Raw genomic sequence first — 19,072 nt, 5'->3', positions numbered from 1 at the left:
TATAATCTTCCTATAGCAATCCCATAAGCAAAAGAATCTGAATGGGTCCTGAGATCATCTAATGAATTTATTATCTTGAAGATTTCGTCTGATTTTCCAGTTACTTCTTTTATTTTTTGATTCACTTTTTCTTCAAGTTGAGAATTCACAATATTCCTTAGTATTCAGATGTTAAAAAATTATGTTTCTAAACAGTACCCTTTAATAGACTCAAAATTTCTAAATCGATTAAGCGGTTGTAGTACAGCTTGGTTAATATGCGGGATTGCCAATTCTGCGACCCGGGTTCAAATCCCGGCAACCGCATTTACACCTTAAGACCTTTCTTGATTATTTCTAAAGCGTCTGCTGTTTTTTCAGGTTTAGGAAGTTGGATCATAAATACATTAGAGCGACCATATTCTGAATGAGGAGAAGACAGAGCCAACATAGATGTCTCAGTTAAGGCTTCAAAGAAATCAAAAGATTCGTTTGCATACAATAATACTTTTTCTTCAATTTCTTGCGAAAAATGTAATGTCATTTTAACAAAAACATGACCCAGTCCATCCTGCAAGATATTAAGATTGGTTTCAACCGAGACTGGTTTTGCCAGCTATTGCCTTCATGACATCATCAAATCTTTTCTCTTCCATTATGATACAGGGTACCTTTTTTCCTTCAAAATCAAAAAGCGTAACATCCTTGTGTCGTTGGGCCAGAAGTTCTTCCAGCTCAGTGTCTGCCATATGCTAAAGAATGATATGCCTTATTTTAAAAATATACACACAGTAGATTTAGATGATGCAGAGAGTTTTTGCCAGTATTTCTGCTCGTTCGTTATCAGATTCAGCAATTTTCTTGCCAATATACTTGTTGTTGAAATAAATCAGATCAATCATCTTTGACTTGTCTACATTTACTATTGTCGCGTTGTAGGGACTTTGGATCTTTTGGCTAGTCAAGATTACTAATTTATCCACAACTGCCGATTTTGATATGTTAGAGATTTGATCGATATTATGATCATTGTTTGAGTTTGTTATTATGGCTACCCCTACTTTGGCTCCAAATGAATCCTGATACAGGGCATCTAGGGACAAATTCTGTTTCTCAAGTTTACATATACCTCCCATTTCATGTACAAGATTTGCCAAGTTGTGCACTGCCTCTTTGAGATCTTTTTCTGAAGATGGCTCGTTGCAGATTTTTCTTATTGCAATAAAATCAGATATTGGTATGTCCATTATACTTCCTCGCACTTTTAGTCCAGGATATGTTTGTTTTATGGCATCATCAATTACATTTTCATCAATTTTATCAAGACCCGACTCTTCTGATTTTTCCATTGCGTGATACAGTATGTTTATCACAGATCTAACACTTCTAAATTCTGGAAATTCCTCGTAGAGTGCTTGGATTTTATCGATCAGTTCCTCCTCTGACTTGACTCCAAGCTTACCGTGTTTGTCATTGTGTTTTATGTACTCAACGGCAATTTCTGCAAGTTCATCTTTAGAGTTTGAGCCTACCAGATCAATCTTGTAGTTTGCTTTCTCAAGCCTATCAAAAACAGATGGATTGGTGTTTTGTACTTCTGCATATCCCTGATGGAGTTGAAATCAAAAGCAATGTGCACGCAGGAATGTGAGAGTTTATCATTCCCTTTACAAATTCTATCGAATCCTTATTGCCATCAAATTCATCTATTTCAAGAAGTGTAATTTTCCCCAAAAACCTATGTGTAAATTTTGATATGGCTGAAATCATACCAAGCAATTCCTCAAGGTTTTGTATGTTTTCAAAGGAGTTTGTTACAACACTTCTTATCAATGCGGCTTCGATGATAATTGAATCTCTGAATAAGAAATTGTTTTAGATTTTCATCAGAAACATGTTCTTTTCCAGTTGTAATGTCTTCTACCTTTTCTTTAATTGTCAATCCAGTTAGCCTGTTTATCACAGTATAGTTGATGGCTTTCTTTGCAGAGTTATCACCCTGTTCTGCTCTTTCTCTTATGTATACTAGGAATTTTGTTCTTAATTGAACAAAAAAGTCATTGTCAAATCCTTTGATTATTGCATTGTAAATGCTTGACATGGTCTTGGGCGATATGGTAGACAAATCAACAAAGGAGCATTCTGCATTGTAGCGTCCTTTTAAATTTTTTATATGTAGTGCCAAGTGAGTCTTCCCAGAACCTACATCTTGGATTACCGTTATTACTCTAAAGTCATTATCTGCAGAATCTCTTCCTTGTACTTTGCCATTTAGTTCTTTCATACATTCAACTATGGCAGATTTTGCTTCTTTGTGTCTTTTCCCTCCAAGTATCTTTGCATCTTTTTCAGTGGTGTAGGACTGACTGGGATATGGGGTTGTTTTCTAATCCATATGCATACATTAGACATTCCTCACAAAACCATGAACCATTCCACGAATGATGATACCTTCTTGGCCACCTGATGAGACCTCATATCTCTCACGATGCCTCTCAACTAGGTCACTTGCGAGCGAGTAAAATTTTTCTTTTGAGAGATTCTGTGTCTCGCATACTTTTTCTCTTACCTTTGAGAATGGAGTCCATCCTATAGAGGTACCTGCCTCACTGATACACTTGTTGAATACGTTCTCAAAATCAACATTTTGCGGCAAATTTTCTTGTAAAGAAATTCTTTCCATGTCTTCCCGGAGGTTTTGAGTATGCTCTTTTAGCCTTGCAACAGAATGGCTTACACCAATTACCATATTGAGCATGAGTTTGAATTTTGTATCATTTTCTGTCAGATGTAAAATGTAATTGTCCCTAGTCCAGACGAAATAGGCAACTCCCTTTTTCTCGATGAAGACTTTGTCTTTTTGCCTTAGATTCTCAAGTATGTCATCGCATTCTTTACCAAATGCTTTCTTGAGGTCTGCCTTTTTAATACCGTCTATTCCTGCAGACTCTATCCTGTGCAGAATTTCCCCAGTCATGTACAGAACTCTCATGAAATTTTATTTAATACCCAACATAATCTAGACCAACTATTTGGTGAAAAATTCTTACCTTCGACGTATTTGTCGATAAGTCAAATCAGATTGTCTCATTTAGAAATCGGTCACATTATAAAGCACGTTCAGATAACATGATTCGCAGAATGATGATCGGGTTTACTGATTATGATGAATTATACCTGGGGTATCTGACTGCTTTCTGAAGATATTTGTACGCGTAGAACTTGCTGATGACTGGTTTCTAGGTTTAGATGCCTGCCGTATCAGAGTCACGAAGTTGTCGTTCAATTTCCATTAAACGCTTGATGCGCTCCTCTAATGGAGGATGTGTAGAAAAAAACCTTGCAATAGTCTGACCTGATATTGCCGGTACTATGAAAAATGCATTCATTCCCTCCATTTTTTGAAGTCCCTGCTTTGGTGCTACCTTTACTCTTCCTTCTATCTTCATCAATGCACGAGATAGATTCATTGGTTGACCCGTAAGTAGAGCCCCACCTCTGTCAGCAGCAAATTCCCTGTATCTAGATATGGCTCGGATCACTAGGAAACTTAGCAACCACACTATTGCAGCTACAATAATGACCAAAAAGAGATTCCCTCCTTGCTGCTGCCTTCCTCCGTATCCCGAACCATATCCACCCCACATTGAACTGAACATTGAGGATTGCATGAGATACCAAGCAATAGTAGAGAACAAACTTGCAAGGGTGATTATTGTAACATCTCTGATGTTTTATGTGAGTGATTTCATGAGATAGGACACCCTCAAGTTCGTCCTTGTCTAGAATTTTCATTATTCCCAAACTCACGACTACTACAGAGCTCTTTGGACCCTTGCCTGTAGCAAATGCATTTGGTATATCACTTGGCATGATACCTACTCTGGGCTTTGGAAGATTTGCCTTTTGCGTTAATCTTTCTACTATTTCATGTAAAACTGGATATTCTTCCCTAGTTACAAGTTTAGTTCCTGTGCTCCAAAGAACTATGCTTAGCAGAAAAGTACCATTGTGCCCCAATCATCAATCCGGCAATTATTGAGATTGGCAGGATACCCAAGCCAAAGTACATGGCAATGAAGCTCAAAAATACAAGGTAGATTAGCGTGAGTGCAAGAAAACTAATTACCATTCTTACTGTTAATTGTAAGTCTCGTTGCATAATGAGAAACACGCTTTGTATCATAATTTAAAACTTGACAATTAGTTATAACCCAACAAACTGCACGTGAATGACTTTAAAGATTAATATTCAAAAAAAGATACAATGTGTTATCAGAAATGTCAGATGACGAATGGAAAAAGAAGCTCACACAAGATCAGTACTTTATTTGTAGAATGAAGGGTACAGAGCCGCCTTTTTCTGGTCCATACCACAATTGCAAAGATAGTGGAGTTTACCAATGCGTTTGTTGTGAGACAGAGTTATTCAGTTCTGAAACAAAATTTGATTCTGGTACGGGATGGCCAAGTTTTTGGGAGACATTGCCAGACAACATACGAGTGGAGACTGATACCAGTCATGGCATGATGAGGACTGAGGTCATGTGTAAAAAATGTGGTTCTCATCTAGGACATGTTTTTGATGACGGACCAGCTCCTACTGGACTACGATACTGTATAAACTCGGCATCACTTAAGCTTCAAAAAAAGTAAAATCTACCTTGGGTAATACCAAAATTACCTTTATGTTAATAGTACCGTATGGTACGGTAAGATATGTTAAATTGCGAATTCTGTCCAAGGCAGTTCTTTGAGACTGCAAATGGTTTAGTAGAAAAGACCTTGCATGAGGTACTACATGATCCGGAGTTAGTCAACAACTAATTTCTGGCTATTTTTTGAAGAAAATTAAAACCGAACTTTTTTATCGGCTACGGTTATTGTAATTTAAAGTGAAGCAGACAAAAAGGACTGAGAACAGCAAGGGATCAACCAAAGATCGTACTGCAGATGTTCTCAAAAAGATGAGCTCAATTTCTGAGGCAACCAAGGTTTTGGCATCAGAAGTGAAAACAATGTCCAAAATTTTCACTGAAAATCAAAAAATACTAATCTCATTAAAAAGCATGATAGATGGAGTAAATTCTTCACTAGATCAGATTCAGAAAAGTTCAAGACAGATAACCATTCTTGAAGAAGATACACAAAGACTCTTCCATGGAATTAGCCAGGTAAAAGCACATTCAAACATCATAGAGAAAATCAATGATCAGATAAATCGTCTTCAGGATCAAGTTAGCAAGATTCATCAAAAACAAGAGAATATTCCCGATACCAACAAGCTCATGCAGAATTTAGCAGACAATTTAGACTCTATTAGAAATAACACCAAGATGATAATGCACGTATCAGAAAAGACCGAGAAGATACGCGAGGAGATAAAGAGCGTTACAAGCAGAGCAGAGTCATTATCAAACATTGGCTCTGAAATTGATGAGGTAAAGAAGAGTACAAAGGAAATCTCTGAAAAAACTGAAAAAATGCAACATCTTGAAGAAAGCATATCAAACATAAAAACTGAAATTGACGGAATCGTCACAAAGACAGAGCCAATCTTTGGTCTTGATTCTCAGATTAGAAACGTAAGCACAGAGATTAACTCGTTGATAAAGAAAACAGATTCTCTTGATGTGTTAGGTAATGACATTAGAAATGTAAATGCTGAATTTAGCAATTTCAAGGACAATGTGCTAGGCAAAACAAAGGATCTCGAAGAGAAAATGTCAGATTTTGCAGAATTACTCAATAGAAACTCATCTTCCATATCCGAATTTAATAAAAAGACATACGAGATTTCTCAGCAATTAAATGAGATTAGAGATGTGACCCACAAGACCTCGCAGAGTACTTCGAGGGAAGTCATGGGTTTGCTCCGTCTTTCTGAGTTTCAGTCTAACATACGTATGAGATCAGAATCAAAATATGGCACGTTAGAGGACATACAAAAAATGGTAGCTCAGACTGCAGATATGGTAAATCTATTTGATAGACTTTCTATCGAAGTGGAATCAAAGATGCCACTTCCTCTTGAAGTAAAACAATGGAGCATATCAAAGATCATGGATTGTTCTGACAGGTGGGAAATCAGATTTACAGATGTCTTTAGACTTTTGATAAGTGAGCTCGGAGCTGATTTGGTAAAAGAGTCAATCAGAATGGAACAAATCCGCGATCTATTTGGAATTAGAGCGGTAGATGAAGTAAGACATGAGCTAAATATTTCCTAGGTCTCTTCCAAATCGTAAGCTCTTAGACGTTCTCGTTTTCTCTTCAACATTGCAAATATTCCAATTATCACAGCTACCCATATGCAACCAAACAAAATGTTTGATATGCTCACATACATGTATGGTGTAGCATCAATTAGACTAAATGAAATTGCTGAAGCTTGCGTATGAATATTTAGCATTCCGGCATGAAATGCTGCACTGTCAGGAGATGTGCTTGCAACTTTATCTACGGTTCCTAACATAGTCTGTAGGTCTCCTTGCATTAATCCAAAGTCTGTGTCGTCAGTAGGAAATATCCATACTGGATTACCATGAGTTGGGAGAAGCATCATTATATCTTTCAGATCGTTGTGAATGGTTTGCGGGTCAGATGTAGCCTGAATTCTTGACAAAAGCCCTCTAGATTGGTCAAGCGGGTATATTGTGGTACCATATTCCTCAAAAGCCATCACTACACCTAAGACTATGAGTCCCATAATTCCTGCCATTGCAAGCTTGTAGTATGTATTTGCCATTCTTTGAGTACCTGATGTAACAGGCATATTTCTTGATTTGCCTTTTTTAAATGTTGAATGAGATATGCTAAGATACGCTATATAGAAAAATCCTACAACCTGAATTCCTATTATTGGAGCAAAAATGGGATTGTTTGAAAAGATCGCAACAAATATTCCTATGACTCCATATACGCCAAAGAATATCTCAAGCAATGTAGTTTTTGTGAAAGGTAAAGCGTAAGCTTTGTCTCTCCAATCATCATTCTTATTTATTATTCCAAACTTTGGAGTACGCAAAAATTCATTCTTCTTTCCAAAGAGCGCATCAAAGACAGCTACGGTATTATTCACTGACATGCCTGCAGAATAGAAGATCATGTAAAAATATGACAGTACCTTAGACTTCCAACTTGCATGATACAAGTCTCGAATTATCATAATATACACCAGAGGTCCCATAGCAAGATATGCCATTATTGTAATGGCTGGCAGTCCACTGATTACATACAGATTGATTTTTGAAGCTAGTAATATTGGAAGAATTAAGAATTGTATCAGCATTAATGGAAATGATATGTGTCTTGTAAGTTGAACAAAGGCTTGGATCTTTGTCTCAACGGGGATTCTCTTTATTGCAACATCTCCCAATAATTTTATTGCACATTGAATTGATCCTTTTGCCCACCTGAATTGTTGTCTCTTTGCCGCATTCATTTGTACGGGAAGTTCAGCATCTACTACAATGTCAGGTATGAATACGCATTTCCAGCCTTTCATCTGTGCCCTATAACTAAGATCCAGATCTTCCACTAGTGTTGCAGTGTGCCATCCCCCAGAGTCTTCAATACACTCTCTTCTCCACACGCCAGCAGTACCATTGAAATTCATAAATAAATGAGAGTTACTTTTTGCCTTTTGTTCTATGAGAAAATGAAAATCCAAGCTTAGTGCTTGTGCCATCGTTAAAGCTGAATATTTTTCATTAACGTGCCCCCATCTACATTGCACTAGACCTATCTCAGGCTTGCAAAAATACGAAAGTGCCCTTTTTAGAAACCACGAAGGCGGAATAAAATCTGCGTCAAATATGGCGACAAAGTCACCTTTTGTAAAGCTCATTGCATGACGAAGTGCCCCCGCTTTGTACCCTTTTCGATTTCCCCGCCTTACATGAGTTATATCGAATCCTTTCTTTTTGTAATCGTCAACTAGATCTTCCAGAATATTGAAGGTATCATCATCAGAATCATCCAATACTTGGATACACAGTTTTTCTTTTGGATAGTCTTGTGCACAGACAGCATTTACCAATCTGGCCGCGACGTATTTTTCATTATAAATTGGAAGTTGGATTGTAACTGTTGGGATTTCTTTTAACTCGATAGATTTTGTTTTCTTTTTTTGTCGTGCCAGGAAAACTAGATAATAGAAATTACAGGTGTATAGAGTGATTACAAGGGCTATTCCGATGAACATATTCCATAGGAATTGTGTTAAAGGAGTTGGTAGACTATGCATCAGCATTTGGAGTCTTTCAACTCACAAGTCCTTATAGCCTTACCGTTGTTTTACTAGCCCTTCTTTGAGATCTTGATTGCCTGAACAGGGCAAACATTCTCACATGCCAAGCAGAAGATACAATCTGGTTCTCTTGCCATTAGTGGCTTTTTATCAGATGATGGACTTCCTTGAAAGTCTGCCCATTCGTAAACCTTGACAGGACAAGCGTCAATACATGCACCGTCTCCCACACAGACATCAAAATCTACTGAGACAAATTCACCCCATATACCTAACACTTCGTTTCCTTTTCTTGGTCCAAAGATCTTGATCTTGTTACTACTTGATGGAGCAGTAAACGTTTCAGTTACTTTGAGCTTTGATTTGAATTCAACATCTATTGGTCCCTGTTTTGCTCCAGATGGGGTTTCTATTTCTACTGGTTGTTGTGCCTCTTGTCCGGGCGGAGGTGCAGCTGGCTTTGGTTTTGGTTTGGCATTTGGAACTATCTGTGCCAATGGTGTCATCTCTTCCAGTTCTTTGATAGCAATCTCTGGTTCTACTTGTTTAGTTTTCACAATGTGTTCAATCATCTTGTCGGCAAGAATGCTATTGCGCAATATAGTATCAATCATCATCTTAGCATTTGCATCAGCTTTTCTTCTATAATCTTTGACCCATAAACCGTCACCGTATTTTTCAATTGGATAGATTTGATATATCATGTCAACTACCTCTCCGGTTACAACTTCAACTTGAACTTCAAGCTCAATCTGTTTGTATCCTCGTTCATCTGGATCTGGCATGTTCTCCTCTTTCCAGCGATATGTCGCATAAACTCGGTCAGCAAACTGATCCATGACAAAAACTTTCTTAAAACCGCTAACAATGGAATCTATTTCATACTTGTCTTCCAATTTTATTGGCAGGCGATAAAGTCCTAGTTTATAGCTGTGTAGTGGGTAAATCCCTCTCTTTGAAGTGGCAGACTGGACAGAGTATACTTTATCTTTTAGAAGCAGAGACATGTTATTATTATTAGAAAAAGTCTTTAAAAACTCTTCTCAGTAGTCCGGGCAAGTCTCTTCACGGATCTTTCGGTATCTTTCTTCCATCTCTTTGGCATGCTCTAATACCCTCTCAAAACTATACTTGTCCTTAGGAAAGAACCACCGTATGCCAACTTTATGGCCAATACCATCCATATCATAGATCATCCCTTTTTCTGAAATTACGTTGTATTTTTCATCTATTGCTTGTTCTTGTACTGTAAGACCTCGCTTGGTTTTGTCTTCCATGATGAGATCAGTAGAACCATCCCTTATGGCATAGAATATTCCTTTGTTTAGTACAGGAAGTTCCTGATCGGACTCATTATTTTTCGATTGGGTTTCCAATCATATTACCCCATTCAGTCCAAGAGCCATCATAATTCCTAACTTGCGGATATCCCAACAGATACTTTAGGACAAACCATGAATGAGATGATCTCTCTCCTATCCTACAATAACAAATCACATCTTTATCTGGTGTAACTCCTTTGGGTTCGTAATTTTTCTTTAATTCGTCAACAGCCTTGAAAGTACCATCAGTGTCATTTACAGCAGTAGCCCATGGAATATTATGTGCACCTGGAATGTGTCCTCCCCTCTGAGCATGTTCCATAGGATATTCTGCCGGAGCTGTAACTTCCCCTGAGAATTCTTTTGGAGAACGTACATCAACTAGAACAGTGTCTGTTTTGTCAAGGGCTCTCCTCACATCAAATAGATAAGCTCGCATTCCTTCGTTAGGTGGTTTTGACACATATTTTGTTTTTTGAATCTGCGGTTCTTCTTTTGTATATGGCTTTTTCTCCATTTCCCACTTTTTCCTGCCACCGTTCATGATCTTTAGTTTTTCATGTCCATAATACTTGAATATCCAAAAAACAAAAGCTGCAAACCAGTTGTTGAAATCACCGTAAAGAATTACTTCTGAATCAGATGTTATTCCATTTCTTGACATTAATTCTTCAAATTGAGATTTGTTAATTATATCTCTGGTCACAGGATCGTTGATGTCTCTTTTCCACCAAATCAGACTGGCATTTTGAATATGTCCCTGTCGGTAGGCATTCTCTGGATCATAATCAACTTCAACAATCTTAATTGAGCTATTACCTATGTTTTTTGCCACTGTCTCAGTGTCTATCAAAACTTCAGGATGTGCGTAGGTCATAACGTCTTTCTAACTGAATTACAGAAGATGGTTCTTAATATTTTATACCCATCATATGCTTTTTAAGTAAAATTAGAATAGTACTCTTGATTGGATCTCAATAATGTAGCCATCGTCAGCAAAGTTGGCTCAAAGGAAGCAGAAGACGCAGCAAAGAAAGTAGCGAAGAAACTACTTGAGAGAAAAATAAGAGTACACACAGTATCTCCAGTTCAAGTTGAAGGAGCCAAGAAAGTAGATGAATTAGAAGATCTCAAAACTGCAAAGCTTGATCTTACAATCACGCTTGGCGGTGATGGTACCACTCTGCGCACCTTCAGATATTTAGAAAATGAGACTCCAAATTTGGCCATAAATGTTGGAGGCAATAGAGGAATTTTATCAGAAATAACTATGCCAGAGATTGATACTGCAATAGAGCAGATAATATCGGGCAACATACTTCTTGATAAAAGAACTCGCGTAGTTGCATCCTGTGCAGGACAAGAATTTCCTCCTGCACTAAATGAGATATACATTAACAGGCAAAATCTAACCAAAACATCACTTTTTGAGATAAGATTCCAAAATGATACCGTCACACAAAGAATGGACGGCGTGATAATTGCCACTCCAAGCGGTTCAACTGGACACTCATATTCTTTAGGAGGTCCAATTCTTCATGAAAGCTTGGATGTTCTAATAATAACACCGGTAGCGCCAGTCAACAAATTACCTTCCATAGTAGTGCCGGATGAAAAAATTGAGATACTAAGCAGTCATGATTCCAATATAATCATGGATGCTCAAGTAATCAAGACTGCAAGATTTGATGAGGTCATCACAATTAGAAAATACAAAAAACACGCAGTGTTTGTAAGACTCAAGAAAAGAGGTCTGAGACAGATGAGCAAGCTTGGTTTTTAGAATTTTAGATGCTACCTCTTTTTATGCAGGCATACCATTTGCGTCACAGGATATCAGCTATACCACACCGCTAGTTTTTGAGGAAATCAAGCATATCAAAAAAAGCCAAGATGCAATAATGATTCTAATCGAATCAAACAGATTAAAAATTGTTGAACCTGAAAGTAAATTTACTGAGATGGCACTCAGAAAAGCAGAAGAGAGTGGAGATCATCAACAGCTTTCCAAAGAAGATATTTCAGTTATTGCGTTATGTTTGCAGCTAGGAGGAGAATTAATGACAGATGATTTTGCAGTTTCAAATGTAGCAAAACATCTGAATTTGAAAGTCATTCCAATTATGACAAAAGGTGCAGACAAGATAAGTTGGGTTTACTTTTGTCCTGGCTGTAAATCGAGTTCATCAAAAGCTTCTATTTGTCCAATATGCGGAAGCAAAATAAGACGTAAATCATCCAAGCGGTAGTCTTCGTCCCATCCAGTCAGCTAGTGAACCGTCATACAGTCTGACATTTTCATAACCAGCAATCTTAAGCTGCGTGAACACGTTTGCTGCCCTATGGCCAAGCGCACAATAGCACACAAGTTCTTTGTCTTTTGGGATTTTTTGTTCTTCAAATATCTTTATGAGTTCATCCTTTTCTTTGAAAAGAGCACCTTTTTCTCCCACGCCATCAGTAAAAGGAAAAAGAACAGAATTTGGTATCCTGCCCGCCATATACTCTTGCGGTGATCTAGCGTCAATGATAAAAGCCGAATCTATTCTCTTTTGAAGTTCTTCTGCCTCTATTCGAATAGTAGAATTTACTTTTGGCACAAAAGTAGTAGGATTTGGTTTGTGGACCTCCTTTGTGATTGCAAGTCCTTTTTGATGCCAGCTTCTAATTCCAATGTCAAGAATCTTTGTTTTTTCATGCCCATAATATAGCAGAGTCCAGGCTATCCTGGCTGCAGATGGATCCATGTAATCTCCATATACTATTACAGTCTTTGTCTCATCAATTCCAAGAGAGCTAAACAGGCTTGCAGGCATTTTCAGGTTCTAGGACAAGATTTGCGCCAGAATCAGTAGTTGTAACTACTTTTTCCACACCAAGAGGCTGGGACCGCGGTATGTGTGCATATGAATAGGCAACACTTCCTCGAGAATCCAATATGATAAGATCTGGATCATTGTAATGTTCTGCCAGCCAAGAATGAGAAACTATCATTTAGTTGTTAAAGTCAATCAGCAGTATTTTATTGTATGTCAAATATCATGTAAAGTTTTCTGACCAATTTTTTTGTCATTTTTTATTTCTGCATCAAGTAGATTTCGTATCTTTTGTGCACGTGATTCACCCATTCCTTCTATTTTTGAAAGTTCTGCGATGGATGCACTAAAGGAATTACTTGGAGACCCGAATTTTTCCAACATCCTTGATGCAAGTTTTTCACCTACTCCAGGCAAGCTGGATAAAACAGACAATTGTTGGTGATGTATATTTCCTGATTTTCGTATCTTCTTCAAGAATGGACCTTTTGTCTTTTCTTGTCTTGCACACATTGCAACTAACAATTTAGCGGTATTTGACGCATTTGGGGTTGGTAAAACAGGTATCTTGAAATCTAGAGCTACAGAGGAAATCGCGCCGTAGAAGACTAGCGGGTTTTCGGCAATTTGGTTTATTTCGTCAATGTCACCCTCTATAATGATTGCAGGATGTTCAAAATGCTCCTTCAGTCTATTGCATTGATCAAATAACCGTCCATCAAAAACAGATGAAATAAAATCATGAATACTTTTTCTTTCAACCACTGTTTCAGAGGCAACGATATAATCCCCTATTGGGATATTTTTCATCTCCACCTTTACTCCAATCTCTTTTAAAAGATCAGGAATGACCACTCTTTTTTTCTCGTTCGTCAATTACCATTCGCATGTCTTCGATCTTCATTGAACCGCTAAAATTCAGCGAGTATTTTATTTAGGAGTATCTGTTTTTTGTCCAGTTGGAGCAGTAGATCCATGTAACATTTCTCTGATTTTTGTTTCAGATTCTTTGAGATTTTCCTTAAGTCTAGATTCTTGTTTCGTTAGTACAGTTATACGAGTATTTGCAAGTTCCTTTTTTTCCTCAAGCTCTGAAACTAGAATGGGTTTTGTCGATTTAACAAGAATCGAACCTGCTGCCTTGTACACAGCGTCATTATCACCTGTCTTCTTTAACGTCTCAAGAGCTCTTTCTGTTTCAAGTTGTTCTGCCTCAAGGTGTTGCTTTTGAGCCATGATTGATTGAAGATTTTGTTGTAACTGTTGTAATCTCCCTACTTGTTCTTGTAACCATGGTGGAATTTGTTCTCCTGAGGACATGCTTGTCCCAGTAGTTGTTTTGCTTATATTTTTACCGATTCTATTGCGTCATTACTTGTTTGAATCAGACGTAATGTAGAGTTCAAGTTGGCGCGAAGATGTGCAATCTCCTGAGTGTCAATTAGAATTTCTATTTCCTTATCAAGCGTCATTTTTGTCTGAGTTGGATTTTCATCATAAAATTTGTTATCAGTTTCTAAAGACTTGAAAATTGCCTTGTTTTTTTTACCAGCAAAAACTTGGATTTTAGCGCTATAGTTTAACGTCATAGGCCATGCCTGCTACTTTGAAACCACACTTCTTACATACCCATATACCTACTGCCTCTCTACCAAATTGAATAGAGCCACAGTCAGGACATCTTCGCTTAGTCTTTAGAAGTCTATGTACTGCAGTGAACTTTTTGCGTGGTTTTAATCCATACTTTTGACCCAGACCTTTTAGCGAAGCTCCTTTACCTTTTGCCATACTACATCAACTGTTCTAGCTTCTTCCTTATTTTTGTTCCCACGGAGAGTGCCAGTTCTGAGCACTTTAAAAGTTGATCAACTGAGAATCCATCTTCCCCACCCTTTTGCAATGCACAAATATTACCTGCAGAGTTTGTGGTGATAGTAATTCTTGCGTCCATGCATGCTTCTTCATCCTTGGTAGGATCTACAATTATGTAATCCCCTATTCTTGCCATAGTAACTGAAACTGGCAATGTCTTCACAGGAGGCTTTGATGTGACTCCTTCAACTAAGACGGGTGCTTCATCTTTAATTTCGTATTTTGGAATGGTTGAGGAAAGTACTGCAGACACTGAAGCATATGAGCAGGCATCAAAGAGATTTCCATCAGAATCAATAACACTACTATCAATGAATATCCCTACAACGGACTTGTTCTCAATTAAAACAAGTTGATGCAGATCAATCATTTCAGTCTCTCTTATACCACGATCTACAACTCTGGCAAGTTCAATTACTTCCTCAGTTGGAGGTCCAGGCTCTACATGTGGATCAGCAAGTGGAAGAATTTCAGCAGTGCAGATAAGAATTCCTTTGTCTCCCAAGTCAGGAAATGGCTTGTCAGGCTGGACTTTAACTCCCGTAATGACTTCGGTATTTCCTAGCTTCACTCTAGCAGAACCATTTGCTTTTGGAATAACTCCTGTTTCTATGCTCAGAGGACGCTGTTCGTCAAGGGCACGACCGTCCAATCTTTTTCCCTGCTTGAGCAAGTCTAAGATTTTATCTCGTTTTAATTGATCAATTATTACAGATTCCAATTTTATTGCACTCCACTTTCAAAGTATCTTTCAATAAGAGCTCTTCTTTGAACCTCATAGACCTGTCTGCAAGCCACCTATGGCTGTTTGCAAGCATGTTTTGTATTCCTCCGATGTCAAGATTCCATCAAGTTGCATCAAAGTAACTTTTCCGGAGTTTGGCATTATTGCAACAGGCATGTCTGCTTGTCCTTCTTGATCTTCTTCGTTGTTTACATCTAGAACTATTCTATCAGCTACTTTACCTGCTGCACATGCAGATACCAAGTCTCTCATTGGTATACCAGTATCTGCCAATGCAACTGCCGCTGCATCAAGAGCAGCACATCTAGAACCACCATCAGCCTGAAGAACTTCCACAAATACATCAATAACAGTTCTTGGAAAATCTTTCAAGATTAAGGCTGGTTGAAGTGCTTCCTTTAGTACTTTGGATATCTCAATTTCTCTTCTTGATGGAGCTGGATTTTTTCTCTCAGTTACAGAAAATGGCGACATGTGATATCTGCAACGCAAAATTCCAGTATCAGGATTAGCCATGTGTTTTGGATGTACGTCTCTTGGTCCAAAGACACCTGCAAGAATCTTGTTTTTACCAAATTCGATATATGCTGACCCATCAGCATTCTTTAGAACGCCAACTTTGATCGAGATATTTCTTAATTGGTCTACTCTTCTCCCATCACATCTAATTCCATCTTCACTCATTAATTGTGTCATTATTTTCATCCTCTGGTATTCCTAGCATAGATTTGACTCTTTCAGTCAAGTTAGGCGTATGCGCTAGGGCATCCACCATTTTTACCGCCTCAATTGCCTTTAATAATCCCTCTGGATCGTCGCAAGATACTACAATCCATCCATTTTGGCCAATTGTTATGATTGCCTTTGTTGCCATTTCTATAGATTGGATCATTGAGCCTCTCTTGCCTATCAGTCGAGGTACTTTGCTCGGAGCTATCTCGATTAGCTCACCGGCATCAATTTTACCTAGATCTCTATCTTGAACGGTTCAAAAGCGGATCTCGTGATCTGTCAAAATTTGCTACTCTTGCAGCTACCAAGTCTCCAATGTTCAATCTTTGTTTTAATTCATCCTTAGTTGGAGAATAATCTCTGCCAAAAACATCCTGAGCTGGTAAAAAGCCTATAAAACAAGAATTAATGTCAAACTCCCAAGACAACGGAGAAGTTCCAACTACTTTTCCAATTACCAAATCATTTGTTTTTGGTACATATACGCCCGTTAGTGGGATTACTCTTACAGCATTCTCGAAAATTTCAGATATTCCAACACAGGTTGAAATAATTCTGTCGCCCTCTTGGTATACGTTTTGCTCTGGTCTCAATGGTCCGGTTACAATAACGTCGCCAGGTATGACATATCTTCTTTTTATGTCCATCATTTCGAAACCTCAACAGAAGCAGTACCTTTTGTTACCGAACCCAACCTATCAATCACATTTGCTCTTGCCGCAGCCGGTATATCTAGTATTACTTTAAGAGATCCATTTGATTGCCATTCTTCATTCTTCAAAGAACCAAATGACTTCAATACCGAATAAGATTGAGCTGCAAATTGTGCAGGTACCACAACTTCAAGTAACATATTTTCCGACTTGAGTGGAATAATTGATCGGAGTTGTTCAACAATTTCTTTAATTTGTTCATCTACGTTTCTAAACGGATCAATTGAGATTCGAGCATCATCCATTGCTTGTTCTATTCTAAGCGGCGGGTGCGGAAGATGGGATCGTGGATCTACAAAGCTTTTTGCAATAGAATCTACAATTTGTTTACGTTTTTCTGTGACCATCTTTCGTCTCTGATCTGTAGTGAGATTAAGGTCTCCTTTTTGCAGTATAATTGTTGCAATAGAAATAGAATCTGTGGTTTTGAACGCTTTCATCAGTTTTTCTGTGGATGCCCTTGTTCCTTTGTTTGAATCCGAATACACTTCATCTGAAACTAGGACACCTGAAACTTCCTTTCTTTTGCCAAGTTTAAACTCAAGGGCAGGATCTGGTTTTACTATAATTTCGAACTTTTCGCCCTCTACAGACAACCTAACAACCGTAACTTTATCCATGACTGAGGTATCCATTCTTGGTATTTATCTATACAGAAAAACTCGCTAGATTTTTATTTGGAATTTCAGTCTTCATCCACAAGGTTTGACTTCTCTAGAGATAATTGAAGAAAATGAAAATAGAATTATTGTTAAATTAAAGGGAATACCGCTTCAATATGCCAATGCGCTCAGAAGGATTTGCCTTTCTGGTGTGCCTACCTTTGCAATTGATGATGTTGTAATGATCGAAAATTCTTCAGTTTTGGCAGATGAAGGCGTATCGCACAGACTTGCCATGCTACCATTGAAAACAGACCTTTCTAGATTCGTAGAGCCTTCCGCCTGTGACTGCAATAGCGAGTTAGGATGTAGTCGTTGTAGAGTCTTATTGATGCTAGATTCTGGTAATTCTGACACAACTCGCACTGTTACGTCACAAGATCTTAGTTCTGAAGATGAAGTTGTAAAGCCAGTAAATCCCAATATTCCCATCGTGGCTTTGGCGCCAGGCCAAAAGTTGAAGATTGAAGCTTATGCAAGACTTGGACGAGGTAGCGAGCATGCAAAATGGAATTCTGCGACAGTTTCAGTTCTAACTCAAGGTAACAACGTTGACGAACATATTTTGACGGTAGAAACTGTAGGAAGTTTGACCCCAGGCGAAGTAGTAAAAGCAGCAGTTGAAGAGTTAGAGAAGAGACTGGGCGAATTTCAGCAGACAATGGCAGCACTTGGCTGAGCATATATTATATTTGGGTAAAAATTGGCATAAGTACACATGACTAATCAAGTTGTCATACGAATGGCAAAAGAACTCAAAGTGGCCTCAAAGAAGAACAAGGCACCCATCTGGTTGAGACTTTCAGAGATGGCGTTAAAACCAGCCAGAACAAAAAGAGTACTCAATTTAGGTCAAATTGACAGGTTCGTAAGCGATAATGACATAGTCATAGTACCTGGAAAGGTTCTGGGTACTGGAAACATTTCACACAAGATAACATTATGCTCTTTCTCAATTTCCACAACAGGAGCAAAGAAAATAACACAATCAGGAGGAAAGATCATAGACTTTGCACAGATGATCAAGAATAACCCAACAGGTAAAGGAGTGAAAATACTTGGCTAAACAAGAACAGACACAGGCAAAGACAGAATCCAAAAAGCCTCAGGACATAATAGTAGATGGTACAAACCAGGTAGCTGGAAGACTGTGTTCACACGTAGCAAAATTATTGATAAACGGTACAAGAGTTTCAATTGTAAATTCTGAAAACATCATGCTCAGTGGTGACAGACATATGATAATTGGTGAATATAGAAAGTTTCTCGAGGTAGCAAGTATTAACAATCCTAAATTTGGTCCATTCCATCCTCGTCGACCTGATACAATGATCACAAAGATGGTAAGAGGTATGCTTCCAAAGAACAAGCCTTCTGGTCAGACAGCCTTAAAGAGACTGAGAGCATATTTGGGAGTTCCAAATGAATTAAAATCAAAAAAGACTACTCAGTTTGAAGATGCAAAGATAAGAAGGCCGGCTGCATATTATACAACTTTTGGAGAGCTAGGCAGAACTGTAGGGTGGCACGAATAATGGCAAAACTTGAAGGTTATTTCGCATCAAGAAAAACTGCACGTGCTCATGCCTTTATCACAAAGGGAGCAGGTCGAGTTAGAATCAACAATGTTCCAGTAGAGATGATGCAACAAGAAATAGCAAGAGAAGTAATTCTTGCCCCGCTTGAAATCACAGGAGAACTTAGAAACAAAATTGATCTTTCAGTCAAAGTACGTGGTGGCGGTTTTATGGGACAATCATATGCAAGTGCTGTTGCAATATCAAGAGCTTTGACAGGTTGGACAAAGACCCGAAAAGAGCCAAAAGATCATCCATTTACAAGAACAGTTCGCGAAGATCTAAAAAAGAAAATTTCAGAATACGATAAACACTTGCTTAGCGGCGACGACAGAAGAAAAGAACCAAAGAAATTTGGCGGCCCTAGTGCTAGAAGAAGAAAACAGAAATCATACAGGTAGCT

General features: G+C 38.2%; 27 protein-coding genes, 1 tRNA gene and 3 pseudogenes. 9 read left to right on the top strand and 22 right to left on the bottom strand.

Going from position 1 to position 19,072, the window contains the following annotated elements; translation table 11 throughout:
- Nucleotides 1–232 precede the first annotated feature (232 nt).
- A tRNA-Gly gene (locus DYY67_RS09415) sits at nt 233–306 on the top strand.
- A 1-nt stretch (nt 307) separates the two neighbouring features.
- On the opposite strand, the gene DYY67_RS11225 is transcribed toward DYY67_RS09415, so the two are convergent.
- From DYY67_RS11225 to DYY67_RS11210, 8 genes and pseudogenes are all read right to left on the bottom strand, one after another.
- Nucleotides 308–556, bottom strand: coding sequence for a hypothetical protein (locus DYY67_RS11225; protein WP_255493113.1), 249 nt, complete (start codon nt 554–556; stop codon nt 308–310).
- Between the two features lie 16 nt (nt 557–572).
- Complete coding sequence (locus DYY67_RS11220) at nt 573–728, bottom strand: hypothetical protein (RefSeq protein ID WP_255493112.1); 156 nt, start codon at nt 726–728, stop codon at nt 573–575.
- 48 nt (nt 729–776) lie between these two features.
- A complete protein-coding gene (locus tag DYY67_RS09405; protein ID WP_166392612.1) occupies nt 777–1,328 on the bottom strand; it encodes a hypothetical protein in 552 nt (183 codons plus the stop codon).
- A 217-nt stretch (nt 1,329–1,545) separates the two neighbouring features.
- The gene (locus tag DYY67_RS09400; protein ID WP_166392611.1) at nt 1,546–1,812 is read right to left on the bottom strand and encodes a hypothetical protein; all 267 of its coding nucleotides are present in this window, start codon (nt 1,810–1,812) and stop codon (nt 1,546–1,548) included.
- Entirely contained in the window at nt 1,781–2,263 is a 483-nt protein-coding gene (locus tag DYY67_RS09395; protein WP_166392610.1) for a hypothetical protein, read from the bottom strand. Before DYY67_RS09395 ends, DYY67_RS09400 begins: the two co-directional genes overlap by 32 nt.
- Before the next feature lie 120 nt (nt 2,264–2,383).
- A complete protein-coding gene (locus tag DYY67_RS09390) occupies nt 2,384–2,956 on the bottom strand; it encodes a hypothetical protein (RefSeq protein ID WP_166392609.1) in 573 nt (190 codons plus the stop codon).
- A 268-nt stretch (nt 2,957–3,224) separates the two neighbouring features.
- The gene (locus tag DYY67_RS11215; protein WP_255493111.1) at nt 3,225–3,650 is read right to left on the bottom strand and encodes a M48 family metalloprotease; all 426 of its coding nucleotides are present in this window, start codon (nt 3,648–3,650) and stop codon (nt 3,225–3,227) included.
- Nucleotides 3,651–3,759: 109 nt separating this feature from the next.
- Nucleotides 3,760–3,999, bottom strand: a pseudogene (locus tag DYY67_RS11210) (M48 family metalloprotease); the annotation flags it as partial.
- A gap of 261 nt (nt 4,000–4,260) precedes the next feature.
- Between DYY67_RS11210 and msrB the strand changes: the two are divergent.
- Together msrB and DYY67_RS09375 are read left to right on the top strand one after the other, a co-directional pair.
- On the top strand, nt 4,261–4,635 hold the full coding sequence (gene msrB / locus DYY67_RS09380) for a peptide-methionine (R)-S-oxide reductase MsrB (RefSeq protein ID WP_166392608.1): 375 nt from the start codon (nt 4,261–4,263) through the stop codon (nt 4,633–4,635).
- A 239-nt stretch (nt 4,636–4,874) separates the two neighbouring features.
- Complete coding sequence (locus DYY67_RS09375; protein WP_166392607.1) at nt 4,875–6,209, top strand: chemotaxis protein; 1,335 nt, start codon at nt 4,875–4,877, stop codon at nt 6,207–6,209.
- On the opposite strand, the gene DYY67_RS09370 is transcribed toward DYY67_RS09375, so the two are convergent.
- The 4 genes from DYY67_RS09370 to DYY67_RS09355 all read right to left on the bottom strand — a co-directional run bounded on the left by DYY67_RS09370 (nt 6,206) and on the right by DYY67_RS09355 (nt 10,429).
- Entirely contained in the window at nt 6,206–8,185 is a 1,980-nt protein-coding gene (locus tag DYY67_RS09370; RefSeq protein WP_255493110.1) for a cellulose synthase family protein, read from the bottom strand. The genes DYY67_RS09375 and DYY67_RS09370 overlap by 4 nt on opposite strands.
- Before the next feature lie 95 nt (nt 8,186–8,280).
- Nucleotides 8,281–9,237 (bottom strand): 4Fe-4S dicluster domain-containing protein, encoded by a 957-nt coding sequence (locus DYY67_RS09365; protein ID WP_166392606.1) that lies wholly within the window; start codon nt 9,235–9,237, stop codon nt 8,281–8,283.
- A 36-nt stretch (nt 9,238–9,273) separates the two neighbouring features.
- Nucleotides 9,274–9,606, bottom strand: coding sequence for a hypothetical protein (locus DYY67_RS09360; protein WP_166392605.1), 333 nt, complete (start codon nt 9,604–9,606; stop codon nt 9,274–9,276).
- Nucleotides 9,584–10,429: a sulfurtransferase gene (locus tag DYY67_RS09355; protein WP_166392604.1), complete on the bottom strand. Its 846-nt coding sequence runs from the start codon at nt 10,427–10,429 to the stop codon at nt 9,584–9,586. Before DYY67_RS09355 ends, DYY67_RS09360 begins: the two co-directional genes overlap by 23 nt.
- A gap of 90 nt (nt 10,430–10,519) precedes the next feature.
- On the opposite strand from DYY67_RS09355, the gene DYY67_RS09350 reads away from it, so the two are divergent.
- Nucleotides 10,520–11,335 carry an NAD(+)/NADH kinase gene (locus DYY67_RS09350; protein ID WP_166392603.1) on the top strand — a complete coding sequence of 272 codons (816 nt, stop codon included), beginning with the start codon at nt 10,520–10,522 and terminating at the stop codon, nt 11,333–11,335.
- Nucleotides 11,325–11,801, top strand: a complete 477-nt coding sequence (locus tag DYY67_RS09345) for an NOB1 family endonuclease (protein WP_166392602.1) — start codon at nt 11,325–11,327, stop codon at nt 11,799–11,801. The genes DYY67_RS09350 and DYY67_RS09345 overlap by 11 nt, the downstream gene beginning before the upstream one ends.
- On the opposite strand, the gene DYY67_RS09340 is transcribed toward DYY67_RS09345, so the two are convergent.
- The 10 genes and pseudogenes from DYY67_RS09340 to DYY67_RS09300 all read right to left on the bottom strand — a co-directional run bounded on the left by DYY67_RS09340 (nt 11,787) and on the right by DYY67_RS09300 (nt 17,050).
- The gene (locus DYY67_RS09340; protein WP_255493109.1) at nt 11,787–12,368 is read right to left on the bottom strand and encodes a sulfurtransferase; all 582 of its coding nucleotides are present in this window, start codon (nt 12,366–12,368) and stop codon (nt 11,787–11,789) included. The two genes, DYY67_RS09345 and DYY67_RS09340, sit on opposite strands and share 15 nt — an antisense overlap.
- Nucleotides 12,349–12,546, bottom strand: coding sequence for a rhodanese-like domain-containing protein (locus DYY67_RS11205; RefSeq protein WP_255493108.1), 198 nt, complete (start codon nt 12,544–12,546; stop codon nt 12,349–12,351). The genes DYY67_RS09340 and DYY67_RS11205 overlap by 20 nt, the downstream gene beginning before the upstream one ends.
- A 38-nt stretch (nt 12,547–12,584) precedes the next feature.
- Nucleotides 12,585–13,223 carry an ERCC4 domain-containing protein gene (locus DYY67_RS09335; protein WP_320416043.1) on the bottom strand — a complete coding sequence of 213 codons (639 nt, stop codon included), beginning with the start codon at nt 13,221–13,223 and terminating at the stop codon, nt 12,585–12,587.
- A gap of 75 nt (nt 13,224–13,298) precedes the next feature.
- Nucleotides 13,299–13,688: a prefoldin subunit beta gene (locus tag DYY67_RS09330; RefSeq protein ID WP_166392601.1), complete on the bottom strand. Its 390-nt coding sequence runs from the start codon at nt 13,686–13,688 to the stop codon at nt 13,299–13,301.
- Between the two features lie 23 nt (nt 13,689–13,711).
- Nucleotides 13,712–13,957 carry a KEOPS complex subunit Pcc1 gene (locus tag DYY67_RS09325; protein WP_166392600.1) on the bottom strand — a complete coding sequence of 82 codons (246 nt, stop codon included), beginning with the start codon at nt 13,955–13,957 and terminating at the stop codon, nt 13,712–13,714.
- The gene (locus DYY67_RS09320) at nt 13,941–14,156 is read right to left on the bottom strand and encodes a 50S ribosomal protein L37 (RefSeq protein WP_166392599.1); all 216 of its coding nucleotides are present in this window, start codon (nt 14,154–14,156) and stop codon (nt 13,941–13,943) included. Before DYY67_RS09320 ends, DYY67_RS09325 begins: the two co-directional genes overlap by 17 nt.
- Before the next feature lies 1 nt (nt 14,157).
- Complete coding sequence (rrp42, locus tag DYY67_RS09315) at nt 14,158–14,961, bottom strand: exosome complex protein Rrp42 (protein WP_166392598.1); 804 nt, start codon at nt 14,959–14,961, stop codon at nt 14,158–14,160.
- Between the two features lie 2 nt (nt 14,962–14,963).
- Nucleotides 14,964–15,681, bottom strand: a pseudogene (gene rrp41 / locus DYY67_RS09310) (exosome complex exonuclease Rrp41).
- A pseudogene (rrp4, locus tag DYY67_RS09305) lies at nt 15,662–16,364 on the bottom strand (exosome complex RNA-binding protein Rrp4). The pseudogenes rrp41 and rrp4 overlap by 20 nt, the downstream one beginning before the upstream one ends.
- Nucleotides 16,364–17,050: a ribosome assembly factor SBDS gene (locus DYY67_RS09300; protein ID WP_166392597.1), complete on the bottom strand. Its 687-nt coding sequence runs from the start codon at nt 17,048–17,050 to the stop codon at nt 16,364–16,366. The pseudogene rrp4 and the gene DYY67_RS09300 overlap by 1 nt, the downstream one beginning before the upstream one ends.
- Before the next feature lie 85 nt (nt 17,051–17,135).
- Between DYY67_RS09300 and DYY67_RS09295 the strand changes: the two genes are divergently transcribed.
- The 4 genes from DYY67_RS09295 to rpsI are packed head-to-tail and all read left to right on the top strand — an operon-like array spanning nt 17,136 to nt 19,070.
- On the top strand, nt 17,136–17,771 hold the full coding sequence (locus tag DYY67_RS09295) for a DNA-directed RNA polymerase subunit D (protein WP_166392596.1): 636 nt from the start codon (nt 17,136–17,138) through the stop codon (nt 17,769–17,771).
- A gap of 39 nt (nt 17,772–17,810) precedes the next feature.
- A complete protein-coding gene (locus tag DYY67_RS09290; RefSeq protein WP_166392595.1) occupies nt 17,811–18,158 on the top strand; it encodes a 50S ribosomal protein L18e in 348 nt (115 codons plus the stop codon).
- Nucleotides 18,151–18,627 carry a 50S ribosomal protein L13 gene (locus DYY67_RS09285; protein WP_166392594.1) on the top strand — a complete coding sequence of 159 codons (477 nt, stop codon included), beginning with the start codon at nt 18,151–18,153 and terminating at the stop codon, nt 18,625–18,627. Before DYY67_RS09290 ends, DYY67_RS09285 begins: the two co-directional genes overlap by 8 nt.
- Entirely contained in the window at nt 18,627–19,070 is a 444-nt protein-coding gene (gene rpsI / locus DYY67_RS09280) for a 30S ribosomal protein S9 (RefSeq protein ID WP_166392593.1), read from the top strand. Before DYY67_RS09285 ends, rpsI begins: the two co-directional genes overlap by 1 nt.
- Nucleotides 19,071–19,072 lie beyond the last annotated feature (2 nt).

This window comes from Candidatus Nitrosotalea sp. TS, assembly GCF_011319465.1.
In the GTDB taxonomy this organism is placed as follows: Archaea; Thermoproteota; Nitrososphaeria; order Nitrososphaerales; family Nitrosopumilaceae; genus Nitrosotalea.
The sequence above is the reverse complement of the archived record's forward strand: the minus strand, read 5'-3'. Positions and strand labels throughout refer to the sequence as shown.